The 15,953-nt window shown below is 65.9% G+C and carries 16 protein-coding genes and 2 pseudogenes (2 of these 18 running past the window's edge); 4 read left to right on the forward strand and 14 right to left on the reverse strand.

What is annotated here, in order from left to right; genetic code table 11:
- The 4 genes and pseudogenes from A2X88_06275 to A2X88_06290 all read right to left on the reverse strand — a co-directional run.
- Window positions 1-1,532 (reverse strand): annotated as a pseudogene (locus tag A2X88_06275) (hypothetical protein); it reaches 367 nt to the left of the window's first position.
- A gap of 52 nt (window positions 1,533-1,584) precedes the next feature.
- Complete coding sequence (locus A2X88_06280; GenBank protein ID OGP33011.1) at window positions 1,585-2,061, reverse strand: hypothetical protein; 477 nt, start codon at window positions 2,059-2,061, stop codon at window positions 1,585-1,587.
- Window positions 2,062-2,102: 41 nt separating this feature from the next.
- Window positions 2,103-3,059 (reverse strand): hypothetical protein, encoded by a 957-nt coding sequence (locus A2X88_06285; protein OGP33012.1) that lies wholly within the window; start codon window positions 3,057-3,059, stop codon window positions 2,103-2,105.
- A 4-nt stretch (window positions 3,060-3,063) separates the two neighbouring features.
- The gene (locus tag A2X88_06290) at window positions 3,064-3,936 is read right to left on the reverse strand and encodes a hypothetical protein (protein OGP33013.1); all 873 of its coding nucleotides are present in this window, start codon (window positions 3,934-3,936) and stop codon (window positions 3,064-3,066) included.
- Between A2X88_06290 and A2X88_06295 the strand changes: the two genes are divergently transcribed.
- From A2X88_06295 to A2X88_06305, 3 genes are all read left to right on the forward strand, one after another.
- Window positions 3,893-4,249 (forward strand): hypothetical protein, encoded by a 357-nt coding sequence (locus A2X88_06295; protein ID OGP33014.1) that lies wholly within the window; start codon window positions 3,893-3,895, stop codon window positions 4,247-4,249. The genes A2X88_06290 and A2X88_06295 overlap by 44 nt on opposite strands.
- Window positions 4,250-4,327: 78 nt before the next feature.
- Window positions 4,328-4,828, forward strand: a complete 501-nt coding sequence (locus tag A2X88_06300; protein OGP33015.1) for a hypothetical protein — start codon at window positions 4,328-4,330, stop codon at window positions 4,826-4,828.
- A gap of 324 nt (window positions 4,829-5,152) precedes the next feature.
- Window positions 5,153-5,554: a hypothetical protein gene (locus A2X88_06305; protein ID OGP33016.1), complete on the forward strand. Its 402-nt coding sequence runs from the start codon at window positions 5,153-5,155 to the stop codon at window positions 5,552-5,554.
- A 112-nt stretch (window positions 5,555-5,666) separates the two neighbouring features.
- Here the strand turns inward: A2X88_06305 and A2X88_06310 are convergent, their stop codons facing one another.
- The 7 genes from A2X88_06310 to A2X88_06340 form a co-directional block, all read right to left on the reverse strand.
- The gene (locus tag A2X88_06310) at window positions 5,667-6,851 is read right to left on the reverse strand and encodes a cystathionine gamma-synthase (GenBank protein ID OGP33017.1); all 1,185 of its coding nucleotides are present in this window, start codon (window positions 6,849-6,851) and stop codon (window positions 5,667-5,669) included.
- A gap of 40 nt (window positions 6,852-6,891) precedes the next feature.
- On the reverse strand, window positions 6,892-7,344 hold the full coding sequence (locus A2X88_06315; protein OGP33018.1) for a hypothetical protein: 453 nt from the start codon (window positions 7,342-7,344) through the stop codon (window positions 6,892-6,894).
- A gap of 55 nt (window positions 7,345-7,399) precedes the next feature.
- Window positions 7,400-7,630, reverse strand: coding sequence for a hypothetical protein (locus A2X88_06320; GenBank protein OGP33019.1), 231 nt, complete (start codon window positions 7,628-7,630; stop codon window positions 7,400-7,402).
- Window positions 7,627-8,466, reverse strand: a complete 840-nt coding sequence (locus A2X88_06325; protein ID OGP33030.1) for a hypothetical protein — start codon at window positions 8,464-8,466, stop codon at window positions 7,627-7,629. Before A2X88_06325 ends, A2X88_06320 begins: the two co-directional genes overlap by 4 nt.
- Before the next feature lie 35 nt (window positions 8,467-8,501).
- Window positions 8,502-9,437 carry a hypothetical protein gene (locus A2X88_06330; GenBank protein ID OGP33020.1) on the reverse strand — a complete coding sequence of 312 codons (936 nt, stop codon included), beginning with the start codon at window positions 9,435-9,437 and terminating at the stop codon, window positions 8,502-8,504.
- Between the two features lie 13 nt (window positions 9,438-9,450).
- Entirely contained in the window at window positions 9,451-10,716 is a 1,266-nt protein-coding gene (locus A2X88_06335) for a uroporphyrinogen-III C-methyltransferase (protein OGP33021.1), read from the reverse strand.
- A 153-nt stretch (window positions 10,717-10,869) separates the two neighbouring features.
- Window positions 10,870-11,928 (reverse strand): 4Fe-4S ferredoxin, encoded by a 1,059-nt coding sequence (locus A2X88_06340; GenBank protein ID OGP33031.1) that lies wholly within the window; start codon window positions 11,926-11,928, stop codon window positions 10,870-10,872.
- A gap of 112 nt (window positions 11,929-12,040) precedes the next feature.
- Here A2X88_06340 and A2X88_06345 point away from each other — a divergent pair, with 112 nt between their 5' ends.
- A complete protein-coding gene (locus A2X88_06345; protein OGP33032.1) occupies window positions 12,041-13,291 on the forward strand; it encodes a hypothetical protein in 1,251 nt (416 codons plus the stop codon).
- A 7-nt stretch (window positions 13,292-13,298) separates the two neighbouring features.
- Here the strand turns inward: A2X88_06345 and A2X88_06350 are convergent, their stop codons facing one another.
- From A2X88_06350 to A2X88_06360, 3 genes and pseudogenes are all read right to left on the reverse strand, one after another.
- Window positions 13,299-14,579, reverse strand: a complete 1,281-nt coding sequence (locus tag A2X88_06350; GenBank protein OGP33022.1) for an Mn transporter — start codon at window positions 14,577-14,579, stop codon at window positions 13,299-13,301.
- A gap of 577 nt (window positions 14,580-15,156) precedes the next feature.
- Window positions 15,157-15,867 carry a hypothetical protein gene (locus A2X88_06355; protein OGP33023.1) on the reverse strand — a complete coding sequence of 237 codons (711 nt, stop codon included), beginning with the start codon at window positions 15,865-15,867 and terminating at the stop codon, window positions 15,157-15,159.
- Window positions 15,864-15,953, reverse strand: a pseudogene (locus A2X88_06360) (hypothetical protein) (it continues 624 nt past the right edge of the window). Before A2X88_06360 ends, A2X88_06355 begins: the two are co-directional and overlap by 4 nt.

Consider the following 15,953-nt stretch of genomic DNA (forward strand, 5'->3'; position numbering starts at 1 on the left):
TCCCGTCCGCCCGGGAACGGCTTGGTCGCGAACCCCGTCCGGAATTTCCAGGAGACCGGCCGGAAGAAGTCGTCCCGCCCGGCAAGCGACAGGATGTGGATAAGGTCCCACTCCTGCAGGCGGAACCGCCCGGTATCGGGGTAGTAGCGCCCCGTCGCACGGGAGAATTCGATCTGGGACCCGGGGGTGAAGCCGTCGTCCGCGTCCAGGAGGTCGTGATAGGCCGGCCTGCCGGACAGCTCCAGGAAGGGGTCCTCTTCCCGGATGCCCGCCGCCAGCGACACCCTGGAGGACCCGTGGCCGCTTTCGGGTTGCTCCGGTGCCGGAATCGGTGTCAGTAGGCTCCCCGCAGCCGGGATCGTGCTCCGTGCGGACAGGACCGTCAGGAACCGCCTCAGGTACTCTTCCTTCGTGTATTGCCCTTTGGCATACCGCAGCTGGACGGCTTCCGAGGCGAGGTCGAGGATCCTCCCTTTTGAGGCGTCGGGTATATCGACGGCAAGGATCTCCCTCGAGGCAACGGTGTAGTCGAGCACCGAACGGGCTCGCCCGATGTCCGCCTCGTCCAGGGAGGAAGCGATGTGCCGGATCTTCCGGGCCTGGGAGGGGCGGAAGACCGGATCGGAGAGCAGCCCCTCGGACCGGGCGGCTTTTACGGTGTCGATGGGGATGGTGAACCCGTGGAACCGGTCGGTGAGCGTGGCCGCCGGGGCTCCGATCTCCAGGATGAAGAGCAGGTCGTAGGAGCAGTTCTCCTTGAAAAAGAAATAGTCCGAGTAGATCCCCTGCAGTTCCAGGACGTGCAGGACCATCCGCTGTACCTCTTCTCCGGTCAGGTTCAGCCGGTACTCCCAGAGGTCCCTCTGGTCCATGTTGCCGTATTCCTTCACCTTGTCGTAGTACGGGAGGATGGAAAAGTAGCCCGGGTAGAGCCCGAAGATCCCCTTTACCGCATAGACCAGACCGTTGTCCCTCCGGTCGATCTGGGCCGCGTAGTTCACAGCGTACGACAGGAGAGGGCTTTCGTAGGAAGAGTCGAATCGAAGAAACGTGTGGCCGAACATGGAGGCGGGGGCATTCATGTGCCCCGAGGCGAAGATCAGGCTTGCGGATTTTGCATCGATCCTCTTGCGGTGTTCCTCGAGGGTCGGGCAGGAGACCTCCGGAAGCTTCGTGAGGTCGACCGGAAGCCGCCGGATCAGCCAGTCGTACCGGGCGGGGAACCGGCATCTCGGGATGGTCTGCTCCTCCAAGCCGTCGGCGAAGAGCCCGTCGATGGCGGCATCGAGCTCCGCCGACGGGTCGTGCTTGCCGTCCGGGGAGAGGAAGAATTTCCGGTCGTCGACGAGGCTTTCCGTGCCGAACAGTCCGGGCTTGTAATGCAGGAGGACGTGCCAGTACCGGTCGTCCGGGAGATGAAGCCTTGTCGCCGACTCCTTCAGCTCGTCGCGGTACGGTGTCGTCTCCGCCGCTCCCGGCAGGGAAGAGAACAAGAGAAGAAAAACAAGAGGGTATGCGAGTTTGCGCAGCATACCCTCTTATAGCATTCTCTTGCGGAAGGGGGCTCCTCCCGCCTGTTGCCCGTTAGGAAGAAAGCTGAACGATCGTATCGACCACCTGCGCGTACTCCACGTTCTCCCGGGGGAAGATTACCGCGAAGTGGGTCTGCAGGTTGCGGTAGAACGCTTCCCGCTTTTCCGGCGCGACCTGCATCAGCTCCGCGAGGGTCTGGACCGACTCTCCCCCCCCCTGGGCGATGTCCTTCGCCAGGGTGTCGAGATTCGCGGAGACGAACTCGTTGAGCCGCTCGTTCTGGACGAATTTCTTGGGCTGGTTGCACTCCGACGTACCGGAGGAGATGCCGAAGGTCTGGTTCCCAAGCGTGCCGTTCGTTGTCGCCTGGAAGGCCTGGAGCAGGCTGGAGTCGTTGGCGTTGGCCTGGAAGAGCACCGTGCCGAGGCCGCAACCGGTGTTGTTGCGGGCCACTCCACCCATATCCGCCGCGAAGGCGGTGGAGGCGAAGACCAGGATTAGTGCGACGATCCCCAGTGTCCGTTTCATCTCGTTCCTCCCTTTGCAACATAGTGGAAAACAGGAATCTATCATCTCATATGCCGGGGGAGGAGGATGGTTTCAGAAAAAGAAACGGTTTTCCGGGAAAACGATTTCCACGATTCCGGTGCCCCCGGTTCCGTCTCCCCGCGTTCCCGCCCCCGGAGGATGGAGTCGAGGTATGAAAGGAGCCGTTTCCGCAGGTTCCCGTCGGACAGCGCCCGGATATGCCCCGCTCCGGGGGCGACCCACAGCTGCTTCGGCTCTTCCGCGAGGCGGTAGAGCCGTTCCCCGTGCCGGACGGGAACGACCTTGTCCGCATCTCCGTGGAGGATGAGGACGGGGACGGGACGGATCCGCCCGATCCAGCGGGAGGGGCTGTACCGGTCCGTAACGAGAAGGGAGAGGGGGGCCTGGAACGGCCACAGGAGGACCACTTCGGCGATCTTTTCCCGCGCGATTCGCCGGTATCCGGAAAACGCGCTGTCGATGACCAGCGCCCGGATCCGGTCCCGGTGCGGGGAGTTGGCGACGGCGTACACGGCGACGGCCCCGCCCAGCGATTGCCCGAAGACCACGATGCGGTCCTTGTCGACCCCCTCCGTCCGGAACAACCGGTCGATCGCCGCCAGAGCGTCCACGTGGATCCCCTCCATCTCCGGCGTTCCCTTGGACCTCCCGTATCCCCGGTAGTCGATGAGGAAGACCTGATACCCCTCCATGACGAGCCAGAGGACGGCGCCCACGTGGGTGCTGATGTTTTCCGCGTTCCCGTGAAGGAAAAGGATGGTCCCGCGAGGCTCCTTGTAAGGCCGGAGGAACCATCCGTGGAGCCGCACGCCGTCGGGCGCCTCGAAAAACAGGTCTTCGTGGAAGACGCGGTCGAGGTGCGGGTTCGCCACGAAGTTCCGCTGCGGATAAAAAAAGTAGGAATCGCACGCCGGAAGGATCGCCAGGGAGGAGGCGAGGAGAAGCAGCGCGAAGTGCGTCGGGAAACGGAGCGTCATGTCGCTACCCCAGCTTGATGCACGCGACCCCCAGGACGATGAGGGCCGCACCGAAGAGACGGATGCGTCCGAACCGCTCCCGGAAGAGCAGGATTCCGCCGATCACGCCGACGATGGCGCTGGCCTGCCGGACCGAGGTGGCGTACGAAACCTTCGCCATCTGGAGCCCCACCCGGTAGGTGGTGAACGAGAGGAACAGGACGAACCCCGCTGCGATCCCCCGTCCCGAGTGGGCCCGGATCTCCTCGACGAACCGGTGTCGTGCGTCGGAGAGCAGCGCGTTCGCCGCGAGGATGAGGAACAGGGCGATATCCAGGTAATAGGTGTAGACGAAGACGTCCGCCACCGTGACCGCCCGCTTGTCCACGATCGACCCCACCGAGTAGAACACCCCCGCGGAGAGCGCGAGGAGCACGCCGGGAAGGCGGATGTTCCGCAGCGGAAAGGAGAGCTCCACCCAGGAGATCTCCCGCATCTGCAGGATGTAGGCGCCCAGGAAGACGACGAGGATCCCGGCGCCTCCCAGGAGGGAAAGCCGCTCCCCGAGGAAGATGTAGGCCCAGAGCGGAATGTAGAGAGGGCCGGTGGTGGTGAGGGGGTAGGCGAGCGACACGTCCATGCGGTCGTACGAGGCGGTCAGGCAGACATGGTAGATCGCGAAGAAGAACCCCGCCCCCAGCGCGAAGAAGACGACCGGCGTTGGAGGGGGCGGGATCGATCCCTGCCAGAGGATCCAGAAGAGGGAAAACACGGTGACCGCGGAGGCGTGCATGAACACGTTGAAGGCGAGCTTGTGCCGGGCCGTCTTCAGGATCAGGTTCCAGCCGGCGTGCATGGCCGCGGACACGAGAATGAGGAGGAGGGCCCGGGTCGGCATCCGGATACCATACGGCGGGCGCCCCCATGCGTCAATCGGCGCTGCGAAGAACCTCCCCGCGAGCCAAGGTCCCCGATTGCCGGCGCAGCACCCGCAGGAGGGGGGGGCGAGCGGAGATGGAAGTCTTTGCGGACTCCCGGGGGAGATCAGGGGGTGGAGCAGGGTCCCCGTCGGGACGGCGGAGCAAGCCCCTCCCTCCGAGGATGCGGAGCCGTCTTGGAGCGGAGCTCCCTCCGAGGCGGCGAAGCCGATCCCGGGCGCCTTCAGGATCGGGGGCTACATTCGCGGGGGCACTGGCGACCGGCTCCGCTGATGTCGGGATCGGAGGTTGACCCGCGTCAAGGGCATCTTCCCGGTCCCGGGGTAGAGTGGAATCCGGGAGGCGAACCGAATGTCGATCGTTCATGGCGTGCTCACCGCGATCCACCTGCTCGCCGCCGTCGCGTGGCTCGGGGGGATGATCTTCCACATCGCGGTTCTGGACCCCGTATTCCGGAGGAACGAGGTGAGTTTCCAGAGCGCATTTCTGCTGGCGCTCATGGAGCGCCGGTTCCGCAAGCTGGTCGGCTCCTCGATCGTCCTGCTCGTCGGCAGCGGGGCCGTCAAGGCGTACCTTCTGCTCGGTTCCCTCCCCGCGCTGTGGGCCACGACGGCCGGGCGCTGGATCCTGCTCAAGATCCTGCTCACGGGGGGGATGCTCGTCGTCTTCGCGGTCTGTCCGAAGACGACCTCCTGCTCCCCGATCCCCGGTGCCTGCGACATCGACTCCGGAGCGCTCCCCACGGGGGGGATGGAAGGAACGATCCGGGAGCGGTCGAAGGTGATTCTGCCGAAGGTGGCGCTCGCCCTGGGGATCGCCGCCCTGGTCACCGCCGTCTACCTTCGGGGTTGACCCGGGGGCTATAATCACGGAATGTCCGCCTCACGGATCGTTCGCCGGGTCGCGCTGCTGGCCGGGGGCGCCATGGTGCTCTGGAACCCCCACTGGACGGCGGTGTCCTAGGTTCCCGGGTACCTCAGAAATGCGGTCATCGTCTCGGAGGACGCGAACTTCTACTCCCACGAGGGGGTCGACCACGAGGCGATCCGGAAGGCGATCCGGGACGACCTCCGGAAGGGCCGGCTCGCCCGCGGCGGGAGCACGATCACCCAGCAGCTCGCCAAGAACCTGTTCCTGTCGCGGGAGAGGACGATTTCGCGGAAGGTCAAGGAGTACGTGCTGGCGCGCCGGATCGACGACCGGCTCTCCAAGTCCCGGATCCTGGAGCTCTACCTGAACGTCGTCGAGCTCGGCCCGATGGTCTACGGCGTCGGCCACGCGTCTGCCTATTATTTCGGGAAGAAGCCCTTGGAGTTGACGCTTCGGGAGAGCTCCTTCCTGGCCGCCATGCTGCCTGGCCCCCGGGTCTACAATCCCTACCGGAAACTCGGTCGGGTGATGGCCCGCTCGGACCGGATCCTGCGGAGGATGTTCGCCGCCGGAATGGTCACCGAGGAGGAGTATCGTGCCGCACTCGCGGAGGTGCCCAGCATCGAGGGGCTTGAGCAGAAGGTGGGACGCACGCTGGCCTCCCCGTCTCCCGGCGAAGACACGGGGGAGGCGGATCGGTCCCGCTGATCCGCGGGGAAAACCCCCTCCGCCCGAGCGGTGCGTCAGTCCTTCGCCAGTGTCGTCCGGATTGCATCAGGATGGTGCGCACCGTCGGATCCGCCGGGAGCGAGTTCCGGATCTACCTGCCCGCGGTCCTGGGCCGGGAGCCCTGCTGAGCCCTTCGCAGCGCCTGCGCGACATCCGCCACCAGATCGTCCGGGTGTTCCATCCCCACCGACAGCCGTACGAGGGCGGGGGTCAGCCCTACTTCGGCCTGCTCCTCCGGGGGGATGTCCGCGTGGGTCATCGTGGCGGGGTGGGTGACGAGCGACTCCACGCCGCCCAGGCTCTCCGCCAGCAGGACGACCTTCAGGGAGTTCAGGAAGGCGGGAACGGCTTCTTCCCGGGCCAGCTCGAAGGAGAGGATCGCCCCGGGTCCCGAGGACTGCGAACGGTGCATCGCTGCGCGCAGGTGGCCGGGGAGGCCGGGGTAGAAGACCTTCCGGACGAAGGGGTGGGCCGACAGGAAGGCGGCCATGACCCCGGCGGTCTCCTGCGCCCGGGCGATCCGGACCGGCAGCGTCTTGATCCCGCGCAGGAGGAGCCAGCAGTCGAACGGGGAGAGGACCGCGCCGACCGCCTTTTGGGCGAAGTGCATCTTCTCGCCCAGCTCCGGGTCGGACACGACCGCCGCGCCCCCGATCAGGTCGTTGTGCCCGCCGAGGAACTTGGTCGCGCTGTGGATCACGATGTCGGACCCCAGCTCGAGCGGTCGCTGCAGGATCGGCGACATGAAGGTGCTGTCCACGATGGAGAGGATCCCCCGTTCCCGGGCGATCCGGGCGGCCCCGCGCAGATCCGCGATCTTCATGAGCGGGTTCGTCGGGGTCTCGATGAAGAGGGCACGTGTCTTCCGGTCGATCCGCCGCGCGACCTTTGCTGTGTCCCCCATGTCGATATACTCGAAGGAGAGTCCGCTCCGCTTCAGGATCTGCTCGAAGAGCCGGTACGTCCCCCCGTAGAGGTCGTCCGAGCAGAGGATCCGGTCTCCGGAACCGAACAGGGTCATCACCGCCGAAACCGCGGCCATGCCGGAGGAGAACGCGAACGCCCTCGTGCCTCCCTCCAGTTCGGCGAGCGCCTTCTCCGCGGCCTGCCGGGTGGGATTCTCCGAGCGGGAGTAGTCGAACCCCCGGTGCTTCCCGAAGGCGTCGTACCGGTAGATGGCGGTCGGGTAGATCGGGACGCTCACCGATCCGTAGGCCCGGTCGGCCCCCACCCCCGCCTGCGCGGCAACCGTCTCGATCGAGCGCTTCCGTTTCATCCCCCGCCCTCCTCCGGCTCCGCCGGGACCTCTCCGTGCATCAGATGTGGTAGATGACGTTTCGGGCTTTCCGCTCCTGGGCGTCCGACTCCTCCCGCGCGAGGTCGGCCAGGGTCCAGCGGTCCAGCACCGTGCCGACCGCTTCGGAGGCCTCCCGGACGAGGCGGGTGACCGCCGGGGAGCTCTCCTCCGCACCGGCCTTTCCGGCTCCCCTCCGCCGCTCCCCCGATGCGATGGGCCCCTCGATGACCCGGATGATCTCGGAGGAACGGATCGTCTCCGGCCGCCGGGCAAGCAGGTATCCTCCTCCGACCCCCCGCTTGCTCCGCATGATCCCGCCGTTTTTCAGCTCCAGCAGGATCAGCTCCAGGAATTTCTTCGGGATCCCGTTTTTTTCCGCCAGCTCCTTGATTTGAAAGGTTGTTTCCTCTGGGAACCGGGATGCGTAGATCAGGGCCCGCAGGGCATATTCGGTTTTTTTGGACAGGCGCATGACCCCTCCGGAGGTTATTCTATAATCTCCACTGTAAAGATAGTGATTTTTCCCGTCAAGCGACTCGGCCGTCCCGTTCCACCACGAGCAGATAGGACGCATCCTTCCGGTGAACCTCCGCGACCCGATGCCCCTCCTGCTTGAGGGAGGAGATCACGTTTTTCAACGCTCCCTCCGCAAGCAGGACGGCAAGCTTTCCTCCTGCTGGAATCTTCGAAAGCGCCATCTTCACCTTGACGAAGGTCATCGGGCAGACGTCCTTCGTGATGTCCAGCGTCGGGGTCATGTGGCTTCCCCCGTTCTCTCCGCGGCGTGCGATTCCAGTGCCTCGAAGCCGGTGCGGTGGAGCGTGTCCCCGAACCGCTCCCGCTGCCTCCCTTCGGCCCGGTAGAACTCGAGGACCTTCCGGATCGCCGCGACGACCTCCTCGGGGGTCCTCAGGATCCCGAGGATCCTGCGCCCGAGGAAGGGGATCCGCCCGAACTTCCCGCCCGCGTACAGGCGGTATCCCCGTTCGCCGACTTCCATGGCCCCGCTCGGGCACGACTCGATGCAGTCCCCGCACCCGATGCAGCCGGCCGGGTCGACCGTTACCGTTCCCCGTTCCGCGGAGACGGTGACCGCCTTCGAGGGGCAGACCGTTTCGCAGATGCCGCAGACGCTGCACGGTCCCCGTGTCCACCGGGGCTCCACCCAGCCCTTGATCCCGATGTCGTTCTCCTCGGCCTTGAGGCAGTTGTTCGCGCATCCCGAGATCCCGACCTTGAACTTGTGGGGGGCGGACTTCCCGTAGAACTCCCGGTCGACGGCTTCGGCGAGCTCCGGCGCGTCGATCACGCCGCTCGGGCAGACGCGGCATCCCTGGCAGGCGGTCACCGTGCGGACCGTGGGGCCGCAGACTCCCACGCCCACGCCGGAGGGTGCGAGGAAATCCTTGATCGTGGACAGATAGGCTGCCCGGACGTACGGGATCTCCACACCCTGGCGCGCAGTGAGGTGGACCTCCCCCCTCCCGTAGCACTCGGCGGCCACCTGGATCGCCCGAACCTGGTCCGTGGAGAGCCTTCCCCCGACCACGTGGAGGCGGACGGAGAAGAAACCCGCCTCCCGCTGGCGCATCATCCCGCCCTTCTTCAGCTCCGCGTAGTCTTCCGGCTTCACGGGGACAGCTCCACCTGCGGAGCGCCGTCGCCCGCCACCTCGGGGGAGAGAAACGACACGTACTTGAAGGCGTTGTCGGGGGAGATGCAGACCGCCACCGCGCCCGCCGGAAAGTTTTCCTGGAGCGCGGCCCATACGATGGCGCCCGTGGAGGGGCCCGCGAGGAGGCTTTCCTCCCGGGCGAGCCGGATCGTCGTCCGGTAGGCCGGCTCGTCCGGGACCCGCACCGTCTTGTCGACCACGGAAGGGTCGAGAATCCCCGGGGTCTTGCTCTCCTGGAAATTCTTCAGCCCCGAGATCCGGTGCCCCTTCTCGGGCTCGATCGCGATGACGCGGATCGCCCGGTTTTTCTCCTTCAGGAACTTCCCAACGCCGGTGATCGTTCCGCAGGTGCCGTACCCCGCGAAGAAGTGGGTGACCTTCCCCTCGGTCTGATCCCAGATCTCCGGCCCGGTGGACTCGTAGTGCGCCCGCACGTTGTCGGGATTCTCGTACTGGTTCGGCATGACGTAGAGATCCCGGGTCGCCTCCGAGGTGACGAAGGCTCGGGCCAATGCAATCGCGCCGTCCTTGGGGTGGTCGATCGGGCATAGGTCGTCCGGTGTGGGCCACACCTCGGCGCCCAGCAGCCGGAGCAGGGTGATCTTCTCCTCGGGTGCCCCGGAGGGGATCGTGATCGTGCAGGGGATCCCGGACAGATTGGCCAGAGCGGCCAGCGCGATCCCCGTGTTCCCCGAGGTGGGCTCCACGAGCTTCTTGCCCGCGAGGGACCCGTCCCGGAACAGCCCCTCGAGGAGATACTTCGCGGTGCGGTCCTTGATGGAACCGAACGGGTTCATCCACTCCAGTTTCACCAGGATCTCTCCGCCGCCGGGGGGGGAGATCCGCTTCAGGCGGACCAGGGGGGTAGGGTTCTCCCTCGACCCGATCAACTCCGATACGTCGTCATAGACTTTCCGCGAACGATCCATGCCGCCTCCGGTTGTCGGCCTGCCTCACGATGGTCGCCCCCGCGCTTTTTCCCACGAACAGGACCGCCGGCGAGGTCACGCCCGCCTCCTCCGCGATCCCGGCGAGGCCAACGAGCTGACCGCGGACGATCCGCTGTCCGCGGCGCGTTCCGTTCTCCACGATCAGGAACGGAGTGTCCGGCGGGAAGCCGGCGCGGAGGAGCTCTGCTCCCAACGTCCGGACCCGTCCCACTCCCATGTAGACGGCGAGCGTCCCGTTCTTCGGGAGACACTTCCAGTCGATCGCGGAAGCCTCCTTTTCTCCCGCCTCGTGCCCCGCGAGGAGAGTTACGGAGGAGGAGAGCCTCCGGTGAGTCAGCGGGAGGTTCGCCGCCGCCGCGCAGGCAATCGCCGCCGTGATTCCCGGGACGATCTCGAAGGGGATCCCCTCCGCAACCAGGAATTCCGCCTCCTCCCCGCCCCGGCCGAAGACCAGCGGATCCCCCGACTTCAGCCGGACGACACGCTTCCCTTCCCGGGCATACCGGGCCATCGCGTCGTGGATCGCCTTCTGCTTCAGGACCGAGCCGTGTCCGGAGGTTCTGCCCCGCCTTGCGTAGCAGATCCGCTTCGCCCTCTCGGGCGCGAGGGAGAGGATTTCGGGCGGCACCAGGTAGTCGTGGATCACCGCGTCCGCGCTTCGCAGGAGCCCCAAAGCCCGCACGGTCAGCAGGTCCGGATCGCCCGGGCCCGCCCCGACGATGTACACCGTGCCCCGGGCGGCGCGGATCCCTTTCCGCCTGCGGCCCCGTTCCATTCGGACCGAAATCTCAGCCCGCCGGTCCTCCAGGAATTCCCGGATCGCCCGGGCCGCCCCGGGGTGCCGACCGGCCGTGGACACCGCGAGAGTGAAATCCTCATGATCCACGACGGCGGGGAGGATGAAGGTGCACTCCTCCGGGGAATCGGCCACGTTCACCGGAATTCCCCGTCGCACCGCCTCCCGGAAAACCGCCCGGTTCACGTCCGGATCGTCGGTCGCGGCGAAGACGAGCGTCTTTTTCTCCAGATGATTCTTCCGGAAGGAACTGCGGATCGCGATCACTTCGCCCGCCTCTCCCATCCGGCCGATCGCGGGGGAGAACTTCTTTGCGACGACGGTGATCCTGGCTCTCCGCAGGAGAAGGAACCGGATCTTCCTCTCCGCAACCCTTCCCGCTCCAATGACCAGGACCGGGGCTCCTTCGGCCCGATAGAACATCGGAAAATAAGGTGTAGAGGTGTTCATACGCTATATGGCACTATGTCTATTGATAAAGTAGATTACTTTTGTCGAGACATCTTGTCAAGGAATATCCTGGGTAAGGAGGAAATATCTCAGGAAGAAAAGATGCCCGAAGGCTCCTGTTTCTTATTATGGATGGAGGAGGCGGGGGGCCAGGCGGTATGCGTCGGCGAGCGTGGAGAGGGGAAGATCGGTGTGCCAGTGCCCCGTGACACGGGCGACCCCCCAGAGGAGGAAGATCGTCCCGAGACCGACCAGTGGGATCAGGTAGGGGGAAAGCGTGTCTCTCCCCTTCCGGGTGACGGTCAGGCAGTCCTCCACCGGGCAGGAGGTCACGCAGGACATGCAGCCGGTGCACTCCGGGGTCCAGACCGACGGCTTCCGGTGCACGGTGATCTCCACCGGGCAGGCCCTCGTGCAGGCCTTGCAGTCGATGCAGGCGTTGGCGTCCCGGACGACCCGCTGCGGCGACATCCAGCTCACCAGCCCCAGGAGCGCTCCGTACGGGCAGAGATACCGGCACCAGAAGTGCTTGATCGCCACCGAGAGGAGGGCGAGCACCGCCAGGGTGACCGCCGCGGTCCGGGAGATGTCGGTGAAGAAGAGAAGCATCTTGGCATCCGCGGCATAGTTGTAGGGGGTGTGCTGAAACTCGTAGAGGGCGACCCGGTCCATCCCCAGGACGATCGCCCAGAAGAAGAAGGCGAGCAGCAGGTACTTGAGGGAGGCGAGGGGCAGGTCGACCCAGGGGTGGACCAGCGTCTCCTTCTGCCGCCGCCTCCAGAGAGTCTTCTTCCCGAGCCACTCCAGCGCCCGGGAGATCCCCCCGACGGGGCAGACCCAGGAGCAGAAGACCTTCCGGGCGAGGAGGGAGGAGAGGACCGCCGCGATCAGGATCGTGAGCCCCGCCGGGTGCACCTCGTCGTAGTGGCCGGTGAGCAGGAAGCGCTTGAGCCCGATCAGGGCGCTGATCGGGAGAAACCCCTCGACCGCCGGCGGCCGGCCGGCGGTGACCGCTCCCCCTGAAACGATCTGGGTGTAGAAGGAGTGGAACTCGAACCCCACCAGGAGGAAGAAAAGAAGGTAGGCGCCCTGGACGGCCCACCGGACCGTCGGAAGCAGCCGGTAGGGGTTCTCCCGGATCGCGCTGCGCGGTTTCGCCGCCTGTTCGAGGGCCGGTTCGGACATGGCCTCCATACTCTACCGCCGCGACGCGCCGTTCCTTGACCTGGCTCAACCCCCCCGAATACACTGGAGGCGCAGGATGCCGATCTGCCGGGGGAAGGAAGGGATGACGCTCATCGGGGAAGTCTTCGTAGCCGACGTTCTCGGGAAGGCGGTCCTCGACCCGGTGGGGGAGGAGATCGGGAAGCTCCGGGACATCGCGGTGGTCGGGGGAGGGATCTACCCCCGCGCGGCGGGGCTTCTCCTGGAGAAGCGGAAGAAGCTTCTCTACCTCCCGTGGGAGGACCTGAGCATCTTCAACCGGCGGATCATCTCCTCCGCAAAGAGGGAGTCGGAGCTTTCCGAGTTTTCCCCCGGGGGCGACCAGCTCCTGATCGGGAAAGACCTCCTCGACAAGCAGATCGTCGACATCGACGGCGCCAAGGTGGTGCGGGTGAACGACGTCAAGCTCTCCGAGGAGAACGGCTCCGCCTGCGTCACCGACGTGGACGTGGGGGTCCGCGGGATCCTCCGCCGCCTCGGGATCGAGCGGAAGGGGGAGTCGTTCTTCCGCGCCATCCGTCACCCGCTGGGGCACCAGCTCATCTCCTGGGGGCTGATCCAGCCGCTCCACGAGAAGCTGGACCGGCTCACCCTGTCGGTCACCCGGCAGGCCCTCTCCAGCCTCCACCCGGCGGACCTCGCCCACATCATCAGCGGGCTTTCGCCCGACGAGCGGAAGGGTTTCTTCGAGAAGCTCGACCTCGAGACCGCGGCCGAGGCGCTCCACGAGCTGGAGCCTGAGGTGCAGGCGGATCTGATCACGGACATGGACCGCGAGCAGGCGGCGGACGTCATCGAGCGGATGCCCCCCGACGAGGCGGCGGACGTGATCGCCGACCTTTCCCGGGAAAAGGCCCAGGAGCTTCTCGGGCTGATCGAGCGGGAGGAGGCCGAGGATATCCACGAGCTACTCGGCCACGAGGAGGACACCGCGGGAGGGCTGATGACGAACGAGTACCTCGCCTATCCTCCGCACCTCACGATCGGGGAAACCGTGGAGAAGTTCCGGGAGGAGGCCACCGACATCGAGGCCATCTACTACATCTACGTGGTGGAGGAGGAAAAGCTCCTCGGCGTGGTCGGCCTTCGGGAGCTGATCCTCGTGGAGGAGGACCGCACGCTCGGCGAGGTGATGCACACCAAGCTCATCACCATCCCTGCGGACGCGAACCAGCAGGCGGTCGCCGAGACGATCTCAAAATACAACCTGCTCGCCCTGCCCGTGGTCGACGAGGAGGGCCACCTGCTCGGCGTGGTCACCGTCGACGACGTCGTGAATCTCCTGCTCCCTCCGGCGTCGCGCCGCCGCAGGCGCAGGATCTGATCCTCCGTCAGGACCCTCCCCCGCCTCCCAGTCCCAGCAGGGCGGGAAGCCCCGGGAAGAGGGTAAGGATCACCAGGAAGATCGTGAGCGCGATCATCACGACCGTCGTCGTCCAGGCGATCCCGTTGAAGGTCCGGGAGTTCACGTACTCTCCCATCAGCTCCCGGTCGTTGATCAGCCGCAGCATGAAGACCAGGACGAAGGGGAGCAGGATCCCGTTGGCGACCTGCGAGAAGAGCATGATCAGGATCAGCGGCGCCGCCGGGTAGAGGACCAGCAGCGCCCCGACGACGATGATCCCGGTGTAGAGCCAGAAGAAGTGGGGCGCCGTCCGGAAGTCCCGGTCGACCCCCGACTCCCACCCCATTCCCTCGCAGACGGAATAGGCGGTGGCCAGCGGCAATATGGAGGCCGAGAAGAGCGACGCGTTCGCGAGCCCGATGGCGAAGAGCACCGAGGCGTACCTGCCCGCGAGCGGCTCCAGCGCGATCGCTGCGTCCTTCGCGTCGGTGATTTGGACCCCGGAGGCGAAGAGCGTCGCCCCGCAGGCCACGATGATCGAGAACGCCACGATGGCGGTCACGAAGCAGCCGATGATGACGTCCAGCCGGCACAGGTGGTACTGTTCCACCTCGATCCGCTTCTCCACCACGGCCGACTGGAGGTAGAACTGCATCCAGGGGGCGATCGTCGTCCCGACCATCCCGATCAGCAGGATCACGTAGGCGCCATTCATCGAAAGGCGGGGCGTCATCATTTCGCGCGCGACGGTGCCCCACTGGGGATGGGCGAACCAGGCGGAGACCGCGTAGGTGAAGTAGAGGGTGCTTGCGATGAGGAAGATCTTCTCCACGATCCGGTAGGTTCCCTTCACCACGAGGAACCAGACGGCAACCGCGGCGATCGGCACGGAGAGGTACCGGCTCACCCCGAAGATCTCCAGCGCGGCGGCCCAGCCGGCGAACTCCGCGACGGTGTTGCCGAGGTTCGCCAGGAGCAGTGCGGCCAGAAGGAAGAAGGTCGGGCGCACGCCGAACTTCTCCCGGATGAGGTCCGCGAGCGTCTTTCCGGTGACCACCCCCATCCGGGCCACCATCTCCTGCACGACGATCAGCGCCGCGGTGATGGGGATGAGGGTCCACAGCAGCGAGTAGCCGAAGTGGGCTCCCGCGATCGAATAGGTGGCGATCCCTCCCGCGTCGTTGTCGACCGAGGCCGTGATGATCCCGGGGCCCAGCACGGCCAGGAACACGAGAAATTTCTTCTTGTCGGGACGACGCCAGCGCATGGGGGTGCCTCTCGCGGTACCTCCGGATAATTACCAAAAATACCATACCTGTCGGATACTTGCCTACAGAAAGGGGAGGGGAGGCGGGAGAAGAGGACACGGGGGGAGGAGCGCCTCCTGCGCCTGCCAGGCCGCGGTCGCGAAGAGGGCGGCGAACGACCACAGCACGGCGCGGGATCCCTTTTCGGTGGTCGTGACGGAGGGACCCGGCAAGGTGTGGCGATGGCCGAAACGGAAACAGAAGAGGTCAGATCGTGTTCCGGAATCCCTGCTCCTCCAGGCGGGCTGCAAGCTCCTCCCCGTGGGCGCGGTCGCGTGTCTCGAGGAGGAGGACGACGGTCGAGTACCCCGGCGGGCAGTCGGATGGGAGACGGTCGTGCTCGATGCTGATCACGTTCGACCGTTCCCTGGCGACTGCGGCGAGCAGGGTGGCGAGGGAACCGGGCCGGTCTTTTCGTCATGGCGGGCCGTATCCTCCATCCAGCCGATGCAAAGACCTCATCGCGGTGGGCGCTCCTTCACAAGGCGACGTGCCCCTCCGGCCGTCCGATGAGACCGGATGGACGGGATGAAGCGGTCAGAACCGGTACCCGGCGCCCGTGTATCCCGTATGGGAGGTGAAGGAGGAGAACTCGCCGTCATAGCCGGAGAACGTGTATCCCGCCTGGGCGAATGCCGAGGGGGACAGGGTGACCGCAAAGGAGAGGGAGAACGTGTGGCGGTCGACCTCCTCCCGGACGACATCGGAGCCAAAGACCCCCGAGAATCTCCGGTGCATCCCGAAGCCCGCGGAAGACGTCGCGCCGCCCTCCAACGACAGGAAGGTCTCTCCGCGGGCGAACTCGTAGCCCCCTTCCCCGTAGATCCTCTGCGACAGGTTTCCACCGAGAGAGAGTCCCGCCGCATGCTCCGTGTAGGAGAAAGGGGCCGCCTCGGCCCTGTTCTCCGTGAACCGGTAGTGCTGGCCCAGGAAAAGGTTCCGCCGGATCCGTTCCCGGAACGCGATCCTTCCCCCAAACGAGACGGCGGACTGGTCGGAGTCCCCGACGGCCCTGGCCCGGACAAACGGGGAAGCCGACAGGGTCAGCCACCATTGGGGGAAATAGACGATCCCCGGTTCGAGCGTCACGGCCGCGTACCCCAGGTCGGTGAAGTCGAAGAACATCCCCCCTTCCAGGGACGCGGAGAATGTGAACCCGTATCGCCTCTCCCCCGATGGCTCCTTTTGGTACGTGATGGATCCCGCGAGATACCCGTCTCCTTGTCCCCCGTCGACCGCCCGGTTCACATTGGTGTCGAAGCCGATCCTGGCTCCCGTCTCCCACCCCGCGAGCGCGGGGGTCGCCAAGAGCAGGAACCCGCATGAAAGGAATG

This window comes from Deltaproteobacteria bacterium GWC2_65_14, assembly GCA_001797615.1.
In the GTDB taxonomy this organism is placed as follows: Bacteria; Desulfobacterota; Deferrimicrobia; order Deferrimicrobiales; family Deferrimicrobiaceae; genus GWC2-65-14.